The 19,243-nt window shown below is 64.7% G+C and carries 18 protein-coding genes; 3 read left to right on the top strand and 15 right to left on the bottom strand.

The features are described from left to right. The first annotated feature begins 1 nt into the window (after nucleotide 1). On the top strand, nucleotides 2–439 hold the full coding sequence (locus AB4037_RS11735) for a response regulator (RefSeq protein WP_441771633.1): 438 nt from the start codon (nucleotides 2–4) through the stop codon (nucleotides 437–439). 11 nt (nucleotides 440–450) lie between these two features. After that, the gene (locus AB4037_RS11730; RefSeq protein ID WP_441771632.1) at nucleotides 451–1,671 is read left to right on the top strand and encodes a phosphorylase family protein; all 1,221 of its coding nucleotides are present in this window, start codon (nucleotides 451–453) and stop codon (nucleotides 1,669–1,671) included. 19 nt (nucleotides 1,672–1,690) lie between these two features. Here AB4037_RS11730 and AB4037_RS11725 read toward each other — a convergent pair whose 3' ends face one another. From AB4037_RS11725 to AB4037_RS11700, 6 genes are all read right to left on the bottom strand, one after another. Next, nucleotides 1,691–2,650 carry an arginase family protein gene (locus AB4037_RS11725; RefSeq protein ID WP_441771631.1) on the bottom strand — a complete coding sequence of 320 codons (960 nt, stop codon included), beginning with the start codon at nucleotides 2,648–2,650 and terminating at the stop codon, nucleotides 1,691–1,693. Nucleotides 2,651–2,906: 256 nt separating this feature from the next. Next, nucleotides 2,907–3,599 (bottom strand): ABC transporter permease, encoded by a 693-nt coding sequence (locus AB4037_RS11720; protein WP_441771630.1) that lies wholly within the window; start codon nucleotides 3,597–3,599, stop codon nucleotides 2,907–2,909. Further along, nucleotides 3,596–4,285, bottom strand: a complete 690-nt coding sequence (locus AB4037_RS11715; RefSeq protein ID WP_441771629.1) for an ABC transporter permease — start codon at nucleotides 4,283–4,285, stop codon at nucleotides 3,596–3,598. Before AB4037_RS11715 ends, AB4037_RS11720 begins: the two co-directional genes overlap by 4 nt. A 6-nt stretch (nucleotides 4,286–4,291) precedes the next feature. Next, nucleotides 4,292–5,071, bottom strand: coding sequence for a transporter substrate-binding domain-containing protein (locus AB4037_RS11710; protein ID WP_441771628.1), 780 nt, complete (start codon nucleotides 5,069–5,071; stop codon nucleotides 4,292–4,294). A 102-nt stretch (nucleotides 5,072–5,173) separates the two neighbouring features. Next, nucleotides 5,174–5,944, bottom strand: a complete 771-nt coding sequence (locus AB4037_RS11705; protein WP_441771627.1) for an ABC transporter ATP-binding protein — start codon at nucleotides 5,942–5,944, stop codon at nucleotides 5,174–5,176. A 246-nt stretch (nucleotides 5,945–6,190) separates the two neighbouring features. Continuing rightward, a complete protein-coding gene (locus AB4037_RS11700; RefSeq protein WP_322433168.1) occupies nucleotides 6,191–7,102 on the bottom strand; it encodes a LysR substrate-binding domain-containing protein in 912 nt (303 codons plus the stop codon). 96 nt (nucleotides 7,103–7,198) lie between these two features. Here AB4037_RS11700 and AB4037_RS11695 point away from each other — a divergent pair, with 96 nt between their 5' ends. Continuing rightward, nucleotides 7,199–7,612 carry an NUDIX hydrolase gene (locus AB4037_RS11695; protein WP_441771626.1) on the top strand — a complete coding sequence of 138 codons (414 nt, stop codon included), beginning with the start codon at nucleotides 7,199–7,201 and terminating at the stop codon, nucleotides 7,610–7,612. A gap of 18 nt (nucleotides 7,613–7,630) precedes the next feature. Here the strand turns inward: AB4037_RS11695 and AB4037_RS11690 are convergent, their stop codons facing one another. The 9 genes from AB4037_RS11690 to AB4037_RS11650 form a co-directional block, all read right to left on the bottom strand. Beyond that, a complete protein-coding gene (locus tag AB4037_RS11690; protein WP_441771625.1) occupies nucleotides 7,631–8,611 on the bottom strand; it encodes an ABC transporter permease in 981 nt (326 codons plus the stop codon). After that, nucleotides 8,608–9,666, bottom strand: a complete 1,059-nt coding sequence (locus tag AB4037_RS11685; RefSeq protein ID WP_441771624.1) for an ABC transporter permease — start codon at nucleotides 9,664–9,666, stop codon at nucleotides 8,608–8,610. Before AB4037_RS11685 ends, AB4037_RS11690 begins: the two co-directional genes overlap by 4 nt. Then, nucleotides 9,656–11,185, bottom strand: a complete 1,530-nt coding sequence (locus AB4037_RS11680) for a sugar ABC transporter ATP-binding protein (RefSeq protein WP_441771700.1) — start codon at nucleotides 11,183–11,185, stop codon at nucleotides 9,656–9,658. The genes AB4037_RS11685 and AB4037_RS11680 overlap by 11 nt, the downstream gene beginning before the upstream one ends. A gap of 169 nt (nucleotides 11,186–11,354) precedes the next feature. Further along, a complete protein-coding gene (locus AB4037_RS11675) occupies nucleotides 11,355–12,383 on the bottom strand; it encodes a sugar ABC transporter substrate-binding protein (RefSeq protein WP_434960003.1) in 1,029 nt (342 codons plus the stop codon). Between the two features lie 151 nt (nucleotides 12,384–12,534). After that, nucleotides 12,535–13,530 carry an ABC transporter permease gene (locus AB4037_RS11670; protein ID WP_434960002.1) on the bottom strand — a complete coding sequence of 332 codons (996 nt, stop codon included), beginning with the start codon at nucleotides 13,528–13,530 and terminating at the stop codon, nucleotides 12,535–12,537. Nucleotides 13,531–13,540: 10 nt separating this feature from the next. Next, the gene (locus AB4037_RS11665; protein ID WP_441771623.1) at nucleotides 13,541–14,494 is read right to left on the bottom strand and encodes an ABC transporter permease; all 954 of its coding nucleotides are present in this window, start codon (nucleotides 14,492–14,494) and stop codon (nucleotides 13,541–13,543) included. Then, nucleotides 14,487–16,115 (bottom strand): dipeptide ABC transporter ATP-binding protein, encoded by a 1,629-nt coding sequence (locus AB4037_RS11660; RefSeq protein ID WP_441771622.1) that lies wholly within the window; start codon nucleotides 16,113–16,115, stop codon nucleotides 14,487–14,489. Before AB4037_RS11660 ends, AB4037_RS11665 begins: the two co-directional genes overlap by 8 nt. Before the next feature lie 24 nt (nucleotides 16,116–16,139). Further along, complete coding sequence (locus tag AB4037_RS11655; protein WP_441771621.1) at nucleotides 16,140–17,918, bottom strand: ABC transporter substrate-binding protein; 1,779 nt, start codon at nucleotides 17,916–17,918, stop codon at nucleotides 16,140–16,142. Between the two features lie 58 nt (nucleotides 17,919–17,976). Continuing rightward, entirely contained in the window at nucleotides 17,977–19,242 is a 1,266-nt protein-coding gene (locus AB4037_RS11650) for a GNAT family N-acetyltransferase (RefSeq protein WP_441771620.1), read from the bottom strand. Nucleotide 19,243: the final 1 nt, after the last annotated feature.

The raw sequence follows: 19,243 nt of genomic DNA, 5'->3' as shown, positions 1-19,243 counted from the left end.
AGTGGAAGACGACGAGGAGAAGCTTTTTCATCTGAGAGCTTTTTTAATGGATAAATACACCAGCTGTGTGATTACCGAGGCAAAATCGCTTCAATCAGGCCGTCGGTATGCCCTGGATGGGACAAACGATTTAATTATTTTGGATATGACGATGCGAAATTTTGATAGAACCGTTGTCGAGGAAGGTGGGCGTCCTCACCATTTCGCTGGACGGGAAATTTTGCGCCAAATGAAGCGGCAACATATTGCTACACCTACTATTATTTTTACGCATTTTGATAGATTTGGTGAGGAATCTGACTACACGACACTTACGCAATTGAATATAGAGCTGAGCGAAAAGTTCCCAAACTACATCGGTACCGTTCACTATCGTAATAATGTCGAAAGCTGGAAGGATATGTTGGCGAATTTTGTCGCTAATCTCGGCCTTAAGTAGGGAGCTATACGTTGATTTCTATTTTGGTTGTGGAAGATGATCCGATTAAATATGGTCGGATATTTTCGGCGCTGAAGGTATCTGGTGTTAAGGAAGACGAGATTAAGCATGCCTCAACGGCTGCTGAATCCGTATCTATAATGAGCAAACAGCTATTCGATTTGCTGCTACTTGATGTCAACGTTCCCCTCCGGCTCGGTGAAGGCCCACGACGCGGAGGCGGTGTTAACATCTTGAAGGAAATACGGGTCAATGACACGCTTAAGCAACCCACATATATTGTTGGCATCACTGCATTCGAAGATGTAATTTCCGAATTTGGATCCGAATTTACTGAGTCTTTATGGGCGTTAATTTTATATGCAGAGAATTCCGATCATTGGGCAACGCAGATAAAATCCAAAGTTGAGTATATACTAGCGATTAATAGATCGTCAAACTTTAGAGACGGCATCACGTATGGCTTAGACGTTGCTGTCATCTGCGCGTTGGAAGGAACCGAATTTGAGGCTGTTAAAAATTTAAGCTGTGCTTGGCAACCCATGAAGTTCGAGTTCGATGAAACGCGCTATATTTCAGGTACGATTGAGGGAGCGACGCGGGGTCTTTCTATCGTAGCCGCATCGGCGTCTCGCATGGGTATGCCTGCTACCGCCGTTCTGGCTGCAAAGATGATCGCATTATTCCGACCTAGATACGTAGTTATGGTTGGCATCTGCGCAGGCCGGTCAACGAAGGTAGGGCTAGGTGATATCATAGTGGGAGATCCGTGTTGGGATTGGGGGAGCGGGAAAATTACTGTGGTGGACAATATCCCTAAATTTCTGCCTGCACCTCACCAACTAGAACTCGATACAGATGTTAGAGCAACCATTAAAGAACTTGGCGAGGATGTGACGCTTATGGCGAGCATCAAGCGGCAAGCTAGGGGCAATAAGCCCCCCTCAGAGCTTCGAGTTCATTTAGGTCCTATTGCATCCGGAGCAGCAGTTGTTGCTGATAGCGCTACGTTCGCGAGTTTGCTTGACCGACAGCGCGACTTGCTCGGCTTAGAAATGGAGGCATACGGCGTCATGGTCGCATGCAGAGGATCCGGAAAGCCGAGGCCCATCCCTATTGTGATTAAATCGGTCTGCGATTTTGCAGATCATGGCAAAGACGACGACTTCCAAGAATACGCTGCACATACAAGTGCATTGTTTTTCCAGGAAGTCGCAAGGAAGCTTTTATAGATTTCTAATACTCTTCCCCTCACCCCCTCTGCCGCGCAATCACCCCCAGCGCCGTGGTGATCGCCCGCGCAAACGTCAGCGCCCCAATCCCGTCCACGTCGCGCTCGGGCATGAATTCCACGAAGTCCATCGCCTCGATGCGGCCGCGGCGGGCGGCGCCCTTGATGAGGTCGACGAGCTGGTAGTAGGTGAGGCCCCCCGGGGCGCGGCCGATGACGCCGGGCACCAGGGCCGGGTCGAGGGCGTCGGCGTCGATGCAGATGACGATGCGGCTGCCTTCGGGGATGAGGTCGAGGGCGGCCTCGACGCCCTGGCGGTGCAGGTCGTAGGCCGGCACGAATGTCACGCCCCAGGCCAACGCATCCTCATAGTCGCTGGTCGCGGCCGAGCCGATGCCGCGGGCGCCCACCTGGATGATGCGCTCGATATGGGGCATTTCCGATGCCCGGCGCATGGTGGAGGAGAGGCCGAGGCGCTCGTCCATATGCACCTCGCGCCAGTCGATATGGGCATCGATCTGCAGGATGGTGTAGCGGGCGCCCGCCTCCGCCCCCAGGGCTTCGAGCATAGGGATGGGGATGGAATCATCGCCCCCCAGCACGATCGGCACCGCGCCGCAGGCGCGGATCGTCTTGACGGCGGCGGCGATGGCGGCGCGGTTGGCGGCGCCGTCATTCTCGTCATAGGGCAGGTTGCCGCAATCGACGGCGCGCAGGCGCGGCTCCGGGAAGACCTTGCCGCCATTGTCGAAATCATGGCGGTCGACATTGGCGGTGAAGGCGGCGGTGGCGCGGCGCAGGGCGTCGGGCGCGTTGCGGCAATAGGCGCCGACGGAGCGGTAGGGCGTGGCGCAGGGCGCGCCGATCAGGGCGATCGGGGCGGTGAGCGTGGCAAGGTCGCGGCATTCCTCCAGGCCAAGGAAGGTGAGGGTATCAGCCGCCGCGCCGAACAGCGCGCCGAGATCGGCTTTCTGGTTCATGATGGGGATCCTCTATGCGGGCCGCCCTCGGGCGGCATCGGGTTGGAAAAGCGGGGGATGGCGGGCGAGCAGCGCGCGGCGCCAATGCTGACGGCGTTGAAGGTCGAGCTGTCATTCCCGGCGCTGCCGCAGGCGGCGGGAAGGGATGACAGAGGGGCTTGTCTGGGCGGGCCAGAGTTCGCGAGTGCCGGTATAGTCCTTTGTTTTCGAGAGGCTTTCTTCATCGAAAAGGTCATCAGCTCTTCCGGAAAACGCCTCAGGACGGGCGGACGTCGAGGTAGCCGGCCCAGCGGCGCTCGACCAGACGGAAGGCGCCGACCAGGACGAAGGTCAAAGTGAGGTAGACGATCGCGGCCGCGACATAGGGCTCGAACTGGATGTAGTAGTTCAGCGTGATCATGCGGGCGACGCCGGTGGTCTCCAGCAGGGTGACGGTGCTGGCGAGCGAGGTGGCGTGCAGCATCATGATGGTCTCGTTGCCGTAGAGCGGCAGCGCCCGCGTCAGCATCGCCGGCACCAGGATGCGCCGCGCCCGCGTCCAGCCGGACATGCCATAGGCGGTGGCGGCCTCCACCTCGCCGGGCGGGATGTGGCGCAGGGCGCCTGCGAAGATCTCGGTGGTGTAGGCTGTGGTGTTGAGCACGAAGGCGATCAGCACGCAGACGAGCGGGCTGGAGAGCCAGGGCCAGAGCAGGCTGGCGCGCACCAGCTCGAACTGGGCGAGGCCGAAATAGATCAGGAAGAGCTGCACCAGAAGCGGCGTGCCGCGGAACACCAGCGTATAGGCGAAGACGAGGCTGCGGATCAGCCGGTTGGCGCTGTTGCGCGCGAAGGAAAGCGGGATGGCGAGACAGAAGGAGATCGCCAGGGAGGCGACGGTGAGGACCAGCGTCAGCTGGGCGCCCTCGGCATAGAGGCCGAGATTTTCGGCAATGACGTCCCAGTTCATGGCGCCAGCTTCCTTGTGCCGAGCTCGTAGCGCCGCGCCAGCCAGGCCAGCACCAGCATGGAGAGGATGGTGATGGCGAGATAGAAGCCGCCGGCGACCAGGTAGAAGGTGAAGGGCTTGCCGGTGGCCTCCGCTGCCCCCTTGGCGCGGAACATCACGTCCTGCAGGCCGATGAGCGAGACCAGCGCCGTCGCCTTGACCAGCACCAGCCAGTTGTTGGTGAAGCCGGGCAGCGCCAGGCGGATCATCTGCGGCAGCACGATGCGGGTGAAGATGCGGGTGCGGCCGAGGCCATAGGCCTCAGCCGCCTCGATCTGGCCACGCGGGATGTTGAGGAGCGCGCTCTTGAAGGTCTCGGTCATGTAGGCGCCGAAGATCAGCCCGAGCGTGGCGATGCCGGCGCCCAGCGGGGAGAACTCGACATGGATGTCGAAGCCGAGCCATTCGCCGATCTGGTCGATGAAGGAGGGCAGGCTGTAGAAGACCAGCAGCATCATCACCAGATCCGGGATGCCGCGCACCACGAAGGTGTAGATCCCCGCAACGGCCGCCAGCGTCCTATGGCGCGAGACCTTGCACAGGGCCGCACCGAGGCCGAGGAGGACGGCCACCACCAGCGAAGCGAAGGCCAGCAGCAGGGTGATCGCCCCTGCCGCCAGGATCGTGCGGACGAAATCGAGGATCATCTCCGGTCATTCGCCGAAATATTTGGCGTCCAGCGCCTTGAGCGTGCCGTTGTCCCTGAGGATGGCGAGGCCCTTGTTGATCTCGGCCACCAAAGCGGTGTTCTTCTTGCCGATGGCGATGGCGACGCCCTCGCCGAACTCCTTGGCATCCTTGCCAGTGAGCTGCGGGCCGACCAGCTCGTACTCCTTGCCGGCATCCGACTTCAGGAAGCTGGCGCTGATCTGGGCCTGGTAGCTGATATGGAGCTCGGCGCGGCCGGCGGTCAGCTCCAGATAGGGCGCGCTGCCGGTGTCGTAGCGCTTGATGGTGGCCTTGGGGAAATGGCTGGTGACATAGGCGTCCATCGGCGTGCCCGTCTGCACCGCGATGGTCTTGCCCGCCATGCCCTCGGGCGTGAACTCGTAGGACGAGCCCTTCTTGGCCACGAAGCGGAAGATCGGGTGGTTGTAGATGTCGGAGAAGGCGATCACCTTGCGGCGCTTCTCGGTGACGGTGAGCTGGGAGATCAACGCATCATATTTGCCGTCGATCAGTCCGGGGATCATGCCGTCCCAGGCGGCGTTGAAGATGTCGCAATCGAGCTTGGCGGCCTCGCAGATCGCCTGCATCAGCTCGACGTCGTAGCCGACCAGCTTGCCGTTGGCATCGATCGATTCGAAGGGCGGGAAGGTGGCGTCGGTGGCGATCTTGATCTTGTCGGCGGCCTGGGCGCTGAGGGCCTGGGCGCCGGAGGCGGCAAGGCCGAGCAGGAGAGCGGCGACGGCGTTTCTGAAGCGAATGCTCATGATGGGTCTCTCGGGATGGGATTTGTCGTTGTAGAAGCCGGTTTCCACCGGCCTTGGTGGGGTCGATTTACCCTCCCCTGAAGGTGGAGGGTGAAGCGATGGCTAGTGCTGCAAACGCCCGGCAAGGAATTGCCGCAGCCTGTCGCTGCGGGCATCGGTGAAAACGGCTTCGGGCGGGCCCTCTTCCTCGATGGCGCCGTTGTGCAGGAAGACGACGCGGCTGGAGGCATGGCGGGCAAAGCCCATCTCATGCGTCACCACGATCATGGTGCGGCCCTCCTCGGCGAGGGCCTGCATGACCTTGAGCACCTCGCTCACCAGCTCCGGATCGAGCGCCGAGGTCGGCTCGTCGAACAGCATCACGTCGGGATTCATGCTGAGCGCCCGGGCGATCGCCACGCGCTGCTGCTGTCCGCCGGAGAGATGGGCGGGATAGCGCTGCAGCACCTCCTGGCCGAGGCCGACCTTGGCGAGATTGGCCCTGGCCCGCTCGGTCGCTTCCGCCTTCGAGACGCCCAGCACGCTGATCGGCGCCTCGATGACATTGTCGATCACGCTCATATGCGACCACAGGCAGAAATTCTGGAACACCATGGCGAGGCGGCTGCGCATGCGCTGAAGCTGTCTCTTGTCGGTCGCCCTGAGGAAGCCGTCGCCATCCCTGGCCGTCTTCAGCGCCTCGCCGTCGATGACGATGCTGCCGGCGGTGGGGCGCTCGAGGAAATTGATGCAGCGCAGGAAGGTGCTCTTGCCCGAGCCGCTGGCTCCGATGATGCTGATGACGTCACCGGCCGCGGCCTGGAGCGACACGCCCTTGAGGACCTCGACCTTGCCATAGGATTTGCGGATACCGTCCACGGCCAGCTTGTGCATGCTTCTTCCCAATCCGGCCGCGTTCGTCCGCCGCCAAGACCCCTCTCCTGCGCCGGGCTTGTCCGCCCATCGCGACGATGCTCATAAAATCAGAAGGCCGGTTTGGGGCAATTGATATTTGATCATCAAATAGATGACGCCATTTCATCTATTGTGCATTTCCAATGCATATTGCCTGCGAAGGAGGCATCGCCTGGCGGCGTATTCGGTCAATTCCTGAACTAGTCTCAACTGTACACCATCCAGTCAACCGATCTGCCAGGCGGCGGCATCCTTGCCGAAGCGCGCCAGCAGCCAGCGCAGGAAGAGCCGCACGCCCGAGCGCTGCAGGCCGGCATGGGTGGAGACCACATACCAGCCGCCGAAGGCGTCGATGGCGGTGGAAAAGGGTCGCAGCAGCGTGCCGTTCCTGACGTCCGCGCCCGAGAGCGTGTCGCTCGCCAAAGCGACGCCGGTACCGTTGATGGCGAGGTCGATCGCCATGCCGAGATCGCTGCAATAGAGATGGCGGCTATAGGGCCCGAAGTCGCGCTCGCCGGCCTCGGAGAGCCAGCGCCGCCATTCCGAGCCATCGTCCCAGTGCAGCAGGATGGCGCTGCGCAGCTCCACCGGGCTGGTGATGCGCCGGCCGATGCGCTGGAACAAGGTCGGGCTGCAGACGGGCATGATGCTGACATGGGCAAGCTGTGCCGACCATTTGTCGTCCCAGCCGCCGGCGCCGAAGACAATGCCGATATCGGCATCCACCAGCTCGTGGATGCGGTGGTTCTCGGTGAGCTTGATATGGCATTCGACGGCGAGATGGTCCTGGCAAAAATCGGCGAGGTTCTTGGCGAGCCAGCCGCTGGCGAACATCGGCGGGCAGGCGATGCCGATGCGCCCGCCATCCTGGTCCGCCTCGGACAGGCGCAGCGCGGTGTTGGTGATGTCCTGCAGCGCGGCCGAGACCGTCTTGGCGAAGACACGGCCGGCATCGGTGAGCACCACCCCGCGCCCGGCCTTGTGGAAGAGCGGATAGCCCAGCACCTCCTCCAGCCGGCGCAGCTGGTGGCTGACGGCGCTGTCGGTCAGGGCAAGCTCCCCGGCGGCTTTGGTCAGGCTTTCATGCCGCGCAGCCGCCTCGAAGGTGCGCAGCACGCCGAGCGGCAGGTTACGCATCGCCGCGCCCCGTCATGACGCCAGCCTGGCCTTCATCCTCCACCTCGGATCTCCCAAAATATGGATGGCGGCCGGGATATCACCTAGGATGGCGCCATGTCCTCCCCCGATGCGATTCGTATTGCAGCCGCCGTCATCGTCCGTCCCGACGGTATGACACTCCTGGTCAGAAAACGAGGGACATCGGCCTTCATGCAGCCGGGCGGCAAGATCGAGCCCGACGAGCAGCCCCGGCAGGCCCTGTGCCGCGAGCTCGCCGAGGAGATCGGCCTTGCGGTCGATCCGGCGCGCCCTGTCTATCTCGGCCGGTTCGAAGCCCCGGCTGCGCATGAGGACAACCGGATGGTCGAGGCCGAGATCTTCCGCCTCGACATCGCCGAGCCGGTCGCCGCCACCGCCGAGATCGAGGAAATCGCCTGGGTCGACCCCAGCGCACCTGGCCCGCTGCCCCTCGCCGCCCTGACGCGCGACCATGTGCTGGCCCTCGCGACGGCGCCCGTTGCGGGCTAGCCTTCTGCCGAATCCGTCTCAGCTCTCACGCCGGCCGGCAAAGGCCAGCAGCAAGGCAAGGAAGATCAGGACCCCGGCACCGACCTGCTGCCAATAGAAATTCCAGCCGATCAGCAGGAGGCCGTTGGAGACGAAGCCGAACAGCAGAACGCCGAGGATCGTGCCGGGAATGCTGGCGCGCCGGTTGCGGCTGAGCGAAGTGCCGATGAAGGCCGCGCCGATGGCGTTGAGCAGATAGGCATTGCCCGAATAGGGCACATAGGCGTTGACGTTGGACGACAGCAGGATGCCGGTCACGGCGGCGACGGCGCCGGAGAGGATATAGACGATCGCCAGGATCCGCCGCACCGACAGGCCGGAATAGCGCGCGACCTCCTCCTGCGTGCCTACGGCCAGGACAGTGCGGCCGAAACTCGATTTCTCCAGGAGGAGCCAGGCGCCGAGCGCCAGCACCGCGACGAGAAGCAGCGAGACCGGCACCCCGAGGAGGGTGCCATGGCCGATGAAGGCGAGCGCGGGCGGTATGCTGCCGGCCGGCACATAGACGGGATTGCCGCCGTCGGTAGTGAGCTGCTGGAGGCTGTGGCCGATGAACAGCGTGCCCAGCGTCGCCAGGAAGGGCGTGATCGACAGCCGCGCGATCAGGAAGGCGTTGAAGAGCCCGGTGCCGATGCCCGCGCCGACGCCATAGAGGCAGGCGAGCGCCACAGGCTGGCCCGAGGAGACCGCCGAGACGAAGGCGAGGCTGCCGAGATCAACCGCCGTGCCCACCGACAGATCCGTGCCGCCCGAGGCCACCGTCAAGGTCATGGCGATGGCGACGATGGCCGTCAGGGCGACATTGTTGACCAGCACGCCGGTGATGTTGCCAAGCGTCAGGAAGCCCGGCGCCAGCACGGAGAAGACGGCTACGACCAGCACGAGCGCCAGCGGAATGCCGAAGCGCAGCAGTTCGGATGCCGGCCGGAGGCGCGGCCCTTCGGCTCCAACGGCGCTCATGACGCCCTCCTGCGTGCGAGATTGGCGGTGGCGGCGACGACGGCCAGGATCAGCACGCCCTCGATGCCATTGACCCAATAGGTCGAGACATGGAGGAGCTGGAACCCGTTGGTGAGCGCGCCCAGGAAGACGGCGGCGAGCAGCGTGCCCGCTACGGTCGGCAGCAGCCGGCGCGAAAACATGAAGCCGAGAAAGGCGGTTGCCACCACCGGCAGCAGCATGTCGCCCGAGCCCCCGGTCGCGCCATTGAGGAAGGCGACCGAAACCACGCCGGCCAGCCCGCCCAGCAGCCCGCTGGCGATATAGGACAGCGCGACATAGCGATGGATGGCGATGCCGGCGGCCTTGGCCGCCTCGCGATGCCCGCCCACCGCATAGGCGCGCAGGCCGAAGGGCGTGAGATGCAGCAGCACGGCCAGCAGCGCGCACAGGGCAAGGAGCAACCAGCCGAGCACGGGAATGTCGAGCGGGCCGGCCAGGCCGAGCCAGTCGATCAGCGGCGAGGTGGCGGGAATGGTGGTGTTCTCGGTCACCACCAGTTCGAGCCCGGCGCAGACATTCATGGCGGCCAGGGTCGCCAGCAGAGGCAGGATCCGCAGCCAGACCACGGCAAGCGCGTTGACCAGGCCGACGAGGAGGCCGACGCCGAGCGCGGCCGCCACGCAGGTCGTGTCAGAGAAGCCGGCCTGGTTGAGCAGGGCAAAGACGGCGGCCGAAAGCCCGAGCGTGCCGGCAAGGGAGAGGTCGATGCCGCCGGCGATCACATCCGAACCGCCGGTGATCAGCACCAGCGTCAGGCCAAAGCCCAAGATGCCCAGCACCGCCGATTGCGACAGGATGAGGCCGATATTGGCGGGCGAGACGAAGGAGGGCACGTTGACAGCGAAGAAGGCCATCACAGCCAGGAAGAACAGCAGCCCGCCGGCCCGGACCAGGCGCGCGCCGGCGCCTCCCGCCAGATCACGCCAGCTCGCACCGGCCCTGGATTCATGAGGCTTGGGGTGGATCGAGGCCGATGTCGCGGATGCAACCGCTTCCAGGGTTTCATGCGGCATGGCTGGCTCCTTCCCCGGGATCGGCGCCCGTCAGGGCCGCGGCCAGCAGCTGGTCGGACGAGGTGGCCGCGGTCTCGTAGGTGCCGACCACGGCGCCGCGATGCATCACCAGGACGCGGTCGCACACGCCCAGGAGCTCGTCGAGATCGGCAGAGAGCAGCAGGATGCCCGCCCCCTCCTCCGCCAGCTCGGCGATAAGGCGATAGATCTCGGCCTTGGCCGCGACGTCGACCCCGACCGTCGGCTCGTCAAGCACATAGATGTCGGAACGACGGGCCAGCCATTTGGCGATCACCACCTTCTGCTGGTTGCCGCCGCTGAGGGTGCGCACGGCTGCGTCCTGGCCGCTGGCCTTGATCTTGAGCGCCTCGATCAGCTTCGACACTTTCGAACGCTCGCCGGAGCGGTCGAGCCAGCCCAGGCGCGTGATCTGGCCGAGGCTGGCAAGTGTGGCGTTCTCGCGGATGGAGAGGCCGAGCGCCACGCCCTGGGCCCTGCGGTCCTCCGGCACCAGAGCGAGACCCGCCTGCGCCGCCGCCACGGGGCTGGAGAGGCGCCGCACACGTCCATCGACCTCGATGGTGCCCGCCCGCGCCGGCCGCAGTCCGAACAAGGCCTGGACGAGTTCCTTGGCTCCCGAGCCGAGCAGCCCGGTCAGCCCGATCACCTCGCCGCGATGCACCGTCAGGGACACATTGGCAAAGGCCGGCGGCGCACCGAGGCCGGCAAGGGACAGCACGGGCTTGCCGCGTTCGGCGCGATGCTTGGGGAACAGGTCCTTGACGTCGCGATCGACCATCAGGCGGGTAATCTCACTGATGGTCGTGCGCGAGGGCTCGAGATGGGCGACATCCCGGCCGTTGCGCATGATGGTCACGACATCGCAGATGCGTTCGATCTCGGCCAGGTAATGCGAGATGTAGATGCTGGTCAGGCCGCGCGCCTTCAGTTGCGCGATGGCGGCGAACAGGCTCTCGACCTCGCGCTTGGCCAGCGCCGCCGTGGGCTCGTCGAAGATGATCAGGCGGGGCTTGGCCAGCAGCGCACGCGTGATCTGAACGATCTGCTGCTGCGCCGTCGACAGGTCGCGGATGAGTGCGCCGCGAGGCAACGTGATGCCGAAGAAATGCCGCAGGGCCTCGTCCGCGCGGCGCTGCAGGCTCGGCTGCCAAACGCCGAGGCGCGACCCCACGGTTTCGCGCCCCAGGAACAGCGCTTCGCCGACCGTCGCGGTCGGCACCAGCAGCCGGTCCTGGTGGATGAAGGCGATGCCGAGTTGCTCGGCCTTCTGGGGCGAGAGATGATCGAGCGGCCGGCCCTCGAATTCGATGCTGCCGGCTTCCGGGCTGACGAGACCGGCCAAAGCCTTGATCAGGGTCGACTTGCCGGCGCCGTTCTGCCCGACCAGGCCGTGGACGGTGCCGGGCGCGACCACGAGTGAAGCGTCATCGAGGGCCCGGGTCGGTCCGAAGGTCTTGACGAGGCCGCGCATGGCCAGAACGGGAGATATGGATGTCATGGCGTCGATCACCGGCCAGCTCAGCCCTTGCTCAGAGGAATGCGGCACGGGACCGGCCACGAGGAAGAGCCACCCCATCCGGGCTTGCGGATGGGGTGGCTGGGCAGGATGGTGTCAACGAGGGCACCCTGCGGGGTTGGTCGGATGCGGGTCGATCAGGTAATGGCGATCAAGCCTGGCCGAGCTGCTTTTGCACCTCGGCGGCGTTCTTCTTGTTGGCGATGACGGCCGGCAGGAAAGTCTGCGAGGGCAGCGTGGTATCGCCGTTGAGATAGCGGGCGAGGTTCAAGACCGCCTGGCGGCCGATGACCGAGGGCTGCTGGGCCGCCACCGCACCGGCCGGCGCCTTGGGATCCTTGACCAGCGCCAGCACCTCGGGGGTGCCGTCGACGCCATAGGTGAGGATCTCGCTGCGCCCTGCGGCGATCAGGGCCTGGGTGGCGCCGAGCTGGGGAATGTCCCAGGCCGACCAGATCGCCGAGATCGACCCCTTGTCCGGATATTTGCTGAGCAGGGCGGTGATCTGCGCATAGGCGTCCTGCACCGTGTTGGGGATGACGTCGCGCAACTCGGGCTGGATAATTTTCACCTCGGGATAATATTTGAGGACGTTGCGCAGCTGGGTGTAGCGGATCTCGCAGACAGGAACGCCCGAAAAGCCGTTGAAGACGACGACATTGCCCTTGCCGCCGATATCGGAGACCAGCTGCAAGGCGAGCTGGGCACCCAGGGAGAAATTGTCCGAGGTCGCCGTGTTGATGACGTTGGTCGAGGGCAGGTCGACTGAAAAGACCGGGATGCCGGCCTGGCGCAGCTTCTTCAGCCAGGGGTCGACGACCGAGAGGGTGCCGAGCGTCTGGATCACCGCATCCGGCTTTTGCGTCACCAACGTCTGCAGCTGGCTGACCAGCGTCTTGTCGTTGCGCCCGGCATCGAGCCCGATCGGCGTACCGCCGAGTTCCTTCACGGTCTCGACCTGGGCCTGATAGGCCTTCAGGTCGAAGAAATGGTCGGTACCCGCGACGCTGATCGCGATGGTCTTACCCTTGAGGGAGGGCAATCCCGCTTCAGGCTTGGCCGCTTCCGGTTTGGCGGCATCGTCGGCCCGGGCAGTGCCGCCCAAGGCTGCGGCGGCAGCCAGGGCCGAGCCCATTTTCAGAAGCGAGCGGCGCCCGAGCGGCGTGGAGGAAGTCGTCATCGTGTCGGTCCAGCTTTGATCTCAGCCCGTCTGTCGAGGCCTGGTCAGAGCACACACGTTTGCCGATTATATGTCAACTAAATTTATAGACTTAATATATTGAAATCATCGAGCGCTTCCCAAGCCGACCGTGAGGATGCCCATCGGCCGCTCATCCGGCTGCCGCCAGCGGGTCGCGCAGCCTGGTGATGGCATCGACCAGGAAGTTGCAGGCCACGAAGATCGCCGCGGTGAAGATGGTGGTGCCGATCACCACGGGAAAATCCCCGTCCAGCGCGGCATTGATCGCCAGCCTGCCGACACCGTCGAGGCCGAAGATCTGCTCGGTCACGATCGCCCCGCCCATGATCACCGCCAGTTCCAGCCCGGCCAGGGTGATGATGGGATTGAGGGCGGCCTTGAGCGCATGGCCGACCTGGACGCGCCATTCGCTCAGGCCCTTGGCCCGGGCCGTGCGAATATAGTCCGCTCCCAATACGTCCAGCATGGCCGCCCGCACCACACGTTGGAAGATGCCGATCTCCGCGATCGCCAACGTCAGCCAGGGCAAGGCCAGATGACGAGCCCATTCGAAGGGATTGTCGAAGAAGGGCACGTAGCCGCTGCTCGGGAACCAGTCGATGCCCACGGTCGAGAGCTGGTAGAACAGGAAGAAGGACAACAACATCCCGCTCAGGAAGGTGGGAACCGACAGCCCGACATAGGCGATGGCCGCCAGAGCATGGTCGAGCAGGGAGCCGGGCCGCCGCGCCGCCAGGATCCCCAGCACCAGCGAGACCGCCATCCAGATCACCAGCGCTCCCAAAGCGAGCGAGAAGGTCACGGGCACCTTGTCGAGGATCAGCTCGGTGACGCCCGTCTGTTTGCGGAAGGAATAGCCCAGACCCGGCGGCCAGTGCGCGAGCCCCATCGCCGCCCCCTGGATGTCCGGACCGCGATAGAGATATTGCCAGAGCTGGACATGCCAGGGCTCGTCGAGGCGCAGCGCATGGGCGACTGCATCGATCGCCTGCTGATTGGCATTGCGCGGCGCCAGCATCACCGCCGGATTCTGGTAGGCGAGGCGTGTGATGAAGAAGGCGATGACGAGGACGATCACCAAGGTGGTGACCGCCCTGAAGGCCAGGCCGAGAATGAAGCGCAGCATGATCCGTCTCTCAGCGCCGATGGGGATCGAGGATGTTGCGCAGGCCCGCACTCAGCGTGTTGAAGCCCACCACCGTCAGGAAAAGGGCGATGCTTGGCCCGAGCAGGAACCAGGGCTGCAGCTGGTAGAGCGAGGAGCGTTGCGCATCCGCGATCATGTTGCCCCAGCTCGCCGTCGGAGCCTGGATGCCGACCCCCAGGAAGGACAGAGTCGCCTCCGCCACGATGTTGTTGGGCAGTTGCACGGCCCAATAGACCAGGGCGACCGGCGCGACATTGGGCAGGATCTCCCGGATCAAGATACGCCGGCGGCTCGCGCCGAGCGTCTGCGCCGCCTGCACGAAGGGACTGTGCCGAAGCGAGAGCACCAGCCCCCGCGTCAGGCGGGCGAAATAGGTCCAGGAGAACAGGGCGATGATCAGCACCACCACCAGCAGGGGATCGGCGATCGGCTGGCCGCTGGCGCCGCGGTTGAGCGCCAGCAGGCTGAGCGCCGTCACCACGAACGGAAAGGACAAGGCCACGTCGATGCCCTGCGAGATCACCCGGTCCGCCAGCCCGCCGAAATAGCCGGCGATCAGGCCGATCGAGGTTCCCACCACCATGGCGAGCGTCGTGGCGGGGATGGAAACCAGCAGGGAAACGCGCGCGCCATAGAGCGTGCGGACCAGGACATCGCGGCCATCGCCGTCGGCGCCGAGCGGAAAGGCCCAGCTCGGCCCGATCGGCAAACCATCCTCCGACAGGGCGATGTCGCTGAACTGCTCCGTCGGTCCGTGGCCGAGCCAGAGCGCCACCAGGGGTGCCAGCAGCGCCGCAGCCACCACCGCGAGCACCAACAGCCCGCCGAAGCGCACGGATGGCTCCGCCAGCACCGCCCATAGGCCGTTAGGCGGCCGCCTCAGTTCAAGGCGGGAGGAAACCTGCTCGGGGCCCTCGGTAAAAGTCCGGGTCGCCTCAACCATGCAGGACCAGCCTTTCATGCCGGTTGAGATCCCTCGCCTTCTGCCCCGGAATGGCTGCGATGAGCGCCTGCGTATAGGTCTGCCCGGGACGCCGGAAGACCTGCGCGGTCGCCCCCTCCTCCACGATGCGGCCGGCCTGCAGCACCAGCACGCGATCGCACAGATCGGCCACCACGCCCAGATCATGGGAAATGAACAGGATGGAGACGCCGAGCCGGCTTCTGAGGGAGCGCAGCAGCGCGATGATCCTGGCCTGGGTGGTGATGTCGAGGGCCGATACCGGTTCGTCGGCCACGATCACGCGCGGCTCCAGTGCCACCGCGCGGGCGATCGCGATGCGCTGGCGCTGCCCGCCGGAAAGCTGGGCGGGATAGCGATCGAGCACGTCTTGGGGCAGCTCGACCACCTCGACGAGGTCGCGGATGCGCGAGCGAATCTGCGGTGCGGACAGATCCGTGTTGATGATGAAGGGCTCCGCCAGGATGGCACTGATCCGTCGCCTCGGATTGAGGCTGCCATAGGGATCCTGGAAAACCATCTGGATGGCGGAACGTTGCTGCCTGGTGAGGGTCATGGCGCCGGCGTGGGCATAGACGCTGTCGCCGAGCCTGACCTGGCCTTCGTCCGGCCTGTCCAGTCCGACGACGATCCGGCCGATGGTCGACTTGCCCGAACCGGACTCGCCGACCACCCCCAGGATCTCTCCCTCGCGCAGGGCAAAGGAAACGCGATCGAGCGCCTGCAGCGTGCCTTCGGCCTTGCCGCCCCGGCGGAAGCGTCGGGAAATCCCCTCCACCGTCAACAGGGGAGCGGTCTCGACCGGCACCGCGGAGCCAAGGGCCAGGCCGTGGCGCGCCGCTCCCAGCAGCAGCCTGGTATAGGGCTCCTTCGGTGCACCATAGATGCGCGCCGCCGGCCCCTGCTCCACCACGCTTCCCCTGCGCATCACCACCACGTCGTCGGCGATATCGTTGACGACGCCGAGATCATGGCTGACGAAGATCAGGGCCATACCATGGCGCTCCTGCAATTGCCGCAGGAGCGTGAGGATGGCGGCCTGCACCGTCACGTCGAGCGCCGTCGTCGGCTCGTCGGCGATCAGCAAGTCCGGGCCGAGCGCGATCGCCATGGCGATCATCACGCGCTGGCGCATGCCGCCGGAGAACTGATGAGGGTAGTCGTCGATGCGCCGGGCGGGATCGCGAATGCCGACCTCGTCGAGCAGATCGAGGATGCGCGTGCGCAGGGCCGACCGCCCCACGCGCTGATGAGCCGTGATCGCCTCGCCGATCTGGCTTCCGATCGTCTTGAGCGGATGCAGATTGGAGAGCGGATCCTGGAAGACGAAGCCGATCTGCGCGCCTCGCAGGCGACGCAACCGGCCCGCCGACAGGCCGAGAAGCTCGGTGCCGCGATGGCGCGCACTGCCCGTCACCACCGCCGAGGGCGGCAGCAGGCCGGTGGCCCCCAGCAGCGACACGCTCTTGCCGGAGCCGGATTCGCCGACGATGGCCAGGGTCTTGCCGGCCTCGACGCCGAAGGAGACGCCGCGCACCACTTCCATGCGATGCCGGCGCGTTCCAAAGCTCACATCCAGATTGTCGACCGCGAAAATCGCCATGGCCGCCTCTCCTGCCCCCTGTCGCTACTTACGCAGGGCAATGTTGGTGATGTCGGCATGCACGGCGAGCGATGACCAGTTCCACAGCGCAATGCGATCGGAGGTGATGGCGACCTTGCGCTTCTCGAACAGGGGGATCCAGGGCAGGTCGGCGGAAACGAGGCGATCGGCCTTGGCCCAGATCGGGCCTGGATCATCGGAAGGGAAGGCCTCGGCCGCCAGCTGGTTGAGCTCCTTGTTGGAATAGCAGACCGCATGGGTATTGCCGGTGCCGCAGGGCGAGGCATCCGAATTCAGCCAGCCTCCAAGCAGCATGCGCGTGCTCGGCCCCTGCCAGTCGGGTGCGAAGGCTGCCCCCAGGAAGACATCCCAATGACTCTTGGGGTCCTGGATGTAGGACCGGTATTGCGAACTCGGCACCGGGATGAGGTTGAGGGTAAAGCCGGCCGCAGCCAGGTCTTCCTTGAGCGTCACCGCGATGGCCTGGGTCTGCGCCGTGGTCTGGTACACAGCATCCAGCGTCACGCCGTCGGGATAGCCGGCCTTGGCCAGCAGTTCCTTGGCCCTGGCCGGATCGCCCGCGCTCTTCGGGGTGGCGTAGGGATCGAAGGGCTCGTAGCCCAGGATGGTCGAGGTGATGATCTGGCCGAGCGGGAGAGCGGCGATCGAGCCGCCCTGACGCTGGACGAGATGGGCCTTGTTCACCGCATAGGCCAGGGCCTGGCGCACTTCGAGCTTGCGCAGGGCGGTGGCGCCGGGGCCGGTGGCTTCCGGCCGGGCGTTGAAGGTGATGAAATTGGCCGAGCCGCTGTTGGATGCATGCAGATAGGGGCTCTTCTGCGCCTGATACTGCCGGATCGCGGCCAAAGGCGGCACGTCGAGATAGAGCGACAGGTCGGCTTCACCGGCACGGATCTTCTGCACCACGGCGTCTTCGGTATTGGTGGTGAAGTCGACGACGATCTCATCGACATAGGCCTTGCGGGCTGGATCGGCGGCATGATTGTAGTTGGCCACCTTCTTGAGCACGAGCTTCTGGCCCTGGTCGTAGGCTGCGACGTAGTAGGGACCACTCGAGGGCAGGTTCTTCCTGAACTCCAGCGAATCCGGGAAATATTTGGAGGCGATTTCCGGCGGCAGCGGGGTGACGAAGTTCATCGACAGGATGTTGAGGAAATCATAGTTCTTGGAGTCCGAGCGCAGCACCAGCGTCCTGTCGTCGGGCGCGGAGACACCGGCGATGTCATGCGTGTCGGTGAAGGCCTTGGTGGCGGCGAGATCGCCCGTCGGCACCTTGGCGAACTGCTTGCAGTAGTCGGCGAAGCCGGAAAAGGCGAGATTGAAATAGTTGATGGCTGCGACCTGCTTGTTGGGATCGCAGAAGCGCTTGATGCCGTAGACGAAATCGCCCGCCGTGATCTTGCGCGTGGTCGAGCCGGAGTAGCTGATGCCATCGCGAAGATGGAAAGTGTAGGTCTTACCGTCGGGGCTGACGTCCCAGGACTCGGCAAGGTCAGGCACCAGCTTGGTGTCGTCCTTGATGTCGCCGGGTGCGCCCGGATAGGTCACGAGCTGGCGTGTCACCGCGCGCAGGATCTCCCAGGAATCGGTGCTGTAGCCGGTCAAGGGATCGAAGGCGTCGAGATCGGGGTCGAGCGAGGCGATGCGCAGCGTCCCGCCATACGGAACGTCGTCAGCCGCCTGTGCAGCGCCGAGAGCGAGGCCGCCCGTCAGCAGCAGGGCGGCCGTAAAGCGCGACGCGGAGCCGAGCAGCCTAGAACGAGCGAAATGCCGGGATTTCATAGTCTGTTTCCTGATGTATCGAAGAAAGGACGAAGGCCGCTTCGCCATGGCGAAAGGCCTAAAAGACGGTGCCGGCATGGGGCTGCGCCGACGTGGCGAACAAGGCATCGAGCGTGGACAGCACCGCCTCGCTCTCGGCCTTGACCCGGCCGGCCCTGGCGAGTTGCCACCAGCGCGTGCCGCCGAGATAGGTCGTTGCCAAGGCGGCGATGTCGAGCTCGGCCTGCGCCGGAGCGTCTGTCGGCACCGCACCCTGCGCCGAGAGGCGGAACCGGCCATTGTTCTCGGCGAAAAGGGGGTCGCTGACGGCGAGCACCACCTCGCCTTCACCGCCATAGCGGCGCGTTTCCAGCGCCAGGCGCACATCGAGAAGACGCAGCCAGGTTTCGTCGCGCTGGCCGGTCACACGCGCCTGCCGATGGTTTTCGAACAGCCATGGCAGGGCGTCATCCACCGGCCGGCCGGGGAAGAGGATGCGATGCACCAGATCGACACTGAGAAGATGGGCGACCAGTGCGCCATAGGCGGCATCGTCGGCCACGACCAGATCGTCCACGACCAGGGTGCGATCCGAACCGGCGAACCACTCGTCGAGGCCGATCGGGTGATAGCGCACATAGCCGCTCTCCCGTCCTTCCTCCCCGACCACCACGACATAGGCCGGCGCCTTGGACAGGTCCTGGCGCAAGCGCTGGAAGTGCCACCAGCCGCGCCAGCGGGCGATGGTGCCGGCCCGCTCAGTGCCGGCCTGGGCATAGATGGCGGGCAGCAGGGACCAAGCCTCGTCCGGGTCGACGAACCGCACCGGCCCGCCACGCGGCACCTCGGGGCGCAGACGCGCTCCTTCGGCGGCGAGGTCGAAACTGACCTGCGAACTGGCGATGCCATAGCCGAAATGGGCGTAGATGCGCGCATCCGAGGCCCGCAGCGTGGCGACGGCATCGCCGCGCGAACGCGCCTCCGCCAATTGCCTTTCAAGGAGGGCCGTTCCGATGCCCCGCCTGGTATGGGTTGGCAGCACGCCGACATGGGTGACGGCGGCATGGGCGAGGCGTCCGCCACCCGGCACCGTCAAGGTGCTGGCATAGGAATTGACCGTACCCACCAGCGTGCCTGATGTGAAGGCGCCGAGGGTGCGACCCGGCTCATAGATGTCGGCGATGAAGCCAGCATCGATCGGTCCGAAATTCGGTAGCCCCACCATGGCGGTGCGGAACAGCCGGGCGGCCTGGATCAGCTCCGAAGTCCCTTCCAGAACCCTTATCCGAGCCGGTGCCGGGCTCGGCGCCCTGACGGCCGGGAGGTCTACGGCGTGCAGCGACATG

Source organism: Labrys sp. KB_33_2 (assembly GCF_052114505.1).
Taxonomy (GTDB): domain Bacteria; phylum Pseudomonadota; class Alphaproteobacteria; order Rhizobiales; family Labraceae; genus Labrys.
This window is presented reverse-complemented; position numbering and strand designations above follow the sequence as displayed.

Bases quoted from the DNA above. Each gene is read 5' to 3' on its own strand.
- AB4037_RS11725 (WP_441771631.1), bottom strand. From the start codon at position 2,650: ATGAACCAGAAAGCCGATCTCGGCGCGCTGTTCGGCGCGGCGGCTGAT.
- AB4037_RS11720 (WP_441771630.1), bottom strand. From the start codon at position 3,599: ATGAACTGGGACGTCATTGCCGAAAATCTCGGCCTCTATGCCGAGGGC.
- AB4037_RS11715 (WP_441771629.1), bottom strand. From the start codon at position 4,285: ATGATCCTCGATTTCGTCCGCACGATCCTGGCGGCAGGGGCGATCACC.
- AB4037_RS11710 (WP_441771628.1), bottom strand. From the start codon at position 5,071: ATGAGCATTCGCTTCAGAAACGCCGTCGCCGCTCTCCTGCTCGGCCTT.
- AB4037_RS11705 (WP_441771627.1), bottom strand. From the start codon at position 5,944: ATGCACAAGCTGGCCGTGGACGGTATCCGCAAATCCTATGGCAAGGTC.
- AB4037_RS11700 (WP_322433168.1), bottom strand. From the start codon at position 7,102: ATGCGTAACCTGCCGCTCGGCGTGCTGCGCACCTTCGAGGCGGCTGCG.
- AB4037_RS11695 (WP_441771626.1), top strand. From the start codon at position 7,199: ATGTCCTCCCCCGATGCGATTCGTATTGCAGCCGCCGTCATCGTCCGT.
- AB4037_RS11690 (WP_441771625.1), bottom strand. From the start codon at position 8,611: ATGAGCGCCGTTGGAGCCGAAGGGCCGCGCCTCCGGCCGGCATCCGAA.
- AB4037_RS11685 (WP_441771624.1), bottom strand. From the start codon at position 9,666: ATGCCGCATGAAACCCTGGAAGCGGTTGCATCCGCGACATCGGCCTCG.
- AB4037_RS11680 (WP_441771700.1), bottom strand. From the start codon at position 11,185: ATGACATCCATATCTCCCGTTCTGGCCATGCGCGGCCTCGTCAAGACC.
- AB4037_RS11675 (WP_434960003.1), bottom strand. From the start codon at position 12,383: ATGACGACTTCCTCCACGCCGCTCGGGCGCCGCTCGCTTCTGAAAATG.
- AB4037_RS11670 (WP_434960002.1), bottom strand. From the start codon at position 13,530: ATGCTGCGCTTCATTCTCGGCCTGGCCTTCAGGGCGGTCACCACCTTG.
- AB4037_RS11665 (WP_441771623.1), bottom strand. From the start codon at position 14,494: ATGGTTGAGGCGACCCGGACTTTTACCGAGGGCCCCGAGCAGGTTTCC.
- AB4037_RS11660 (WP_441771622.1), bottom strand. From the start codon at position 16,115: ATGGCGATTTTCGCGGTCGACAATCTGGATGTGAGCTTTGGAACGCGC.
- AB4037_RS11655 (WP_441771621.1), bottom strand. From the start codon at position 17,918: ATGAAATCCCGGCATTTCGCTCGTTCTAGGCTGCTCGGCTCCGCGTCG.
- AB4037_RS11650 (WP_441771620.1), bottom strand. From the start codon at position 19,242: ATGTCGCTGCACGCCGTAGACCTCCCGGCCGTCAGGGCGCCGAGCCCG.